At 45.7% G+C, this 961-nt stretch carries 1 pseudogene; it reads left to right on the forward strand.

Annotation, left to right across the window (positions count from 1 at the left end):
- Positions 1-961: pseudogene (locus ADI76_RS05135) on the forward strand (CshA family fibrillar surface protein C); the annotation flags it as partial.

The raw sequence follows: 961 nt of genomic DNA on the forward strand, positions 1-961 counted from the left end.
GACCATTCCAGGTGAAGGAACTTACACAGTTGCTCCAGACGGAACAGTAACCTTCGTACCAGAGAAATCATTCACAGGAACAGGAACAGGCGTGACTGTTAAACGTGTAGATAAGAACGGTACACCAGTAACAGCTAAGTACACACCAACTGTAACACCAGTAACCCCAACTGCTGATCCTGCAACATCTACAGACATCCAAGGTGCCACTCAAACAGGTACACCAAGCTTCACTGAAGGCGATAGCCGTGTACCAATGAACGATGATGTTCCAGCAACCTTCGATGATGGTTCAACTACGAAGACTGTCGACGGTGTTGGTACTTACACAGTAGCAGCAGACGGTACTGTTACATTTGTACCAGAAAAATCATTCGTTGGAACTGCACCAGCTGTAACAGTTGTTCGTGAAGATAAGAACGGAACAAAAGCTTCTGCAACTTACACACCAACTGTAACACCAGTAACTCCAACTGCAACTCCAGCAGTATCTACTGATGTGCAAGGTGCAACTCAAACAGGTAAACCAATCTTCACTGAAGGTGACAGTCGTGTACCAATGAACGATGAAGTTCCAGCAACATTCGACGATGGTTCAACTACGAAGACAGTGGAAGGTGTTGGTACTTACACAGTAACAGCAGACGGAACAGTAACCTTCGTACCAGAAAAATCATTCGTCGGAACTGCACCAGCTGTAACAGTGGTTCGTGAAGATAAGAACGGAACAAAAGCTTCTGCGACCTATACACCAACTGTAACTCCTGTGACTCCAACAGCTAAACCTGCAACTTCTACAGACATCCAAGGTCAAACACAATCTGGTAAACCAAGCTTCACACCAGGTAACCCAAGTGTGCCAATGGATGATGAAGTTCCAGCAACCTTTGAAGATGGATCAACTACGAAGACCATTCCAGGTGAAGGAACTTACACAGTTGCTCCAGACGGAACAGTAACC

The sequence above is a fragment of the Streptococcus parasanguinis genome (genome assembly GCF_001074805.1).
GTDB classification, from domain to species: domain Bacteria; phylum Bacillota; class Bacilli; order Lactobacillales; family Streptococcaceae; genus Streptococcus; species Streptococcus parasanguinis_A.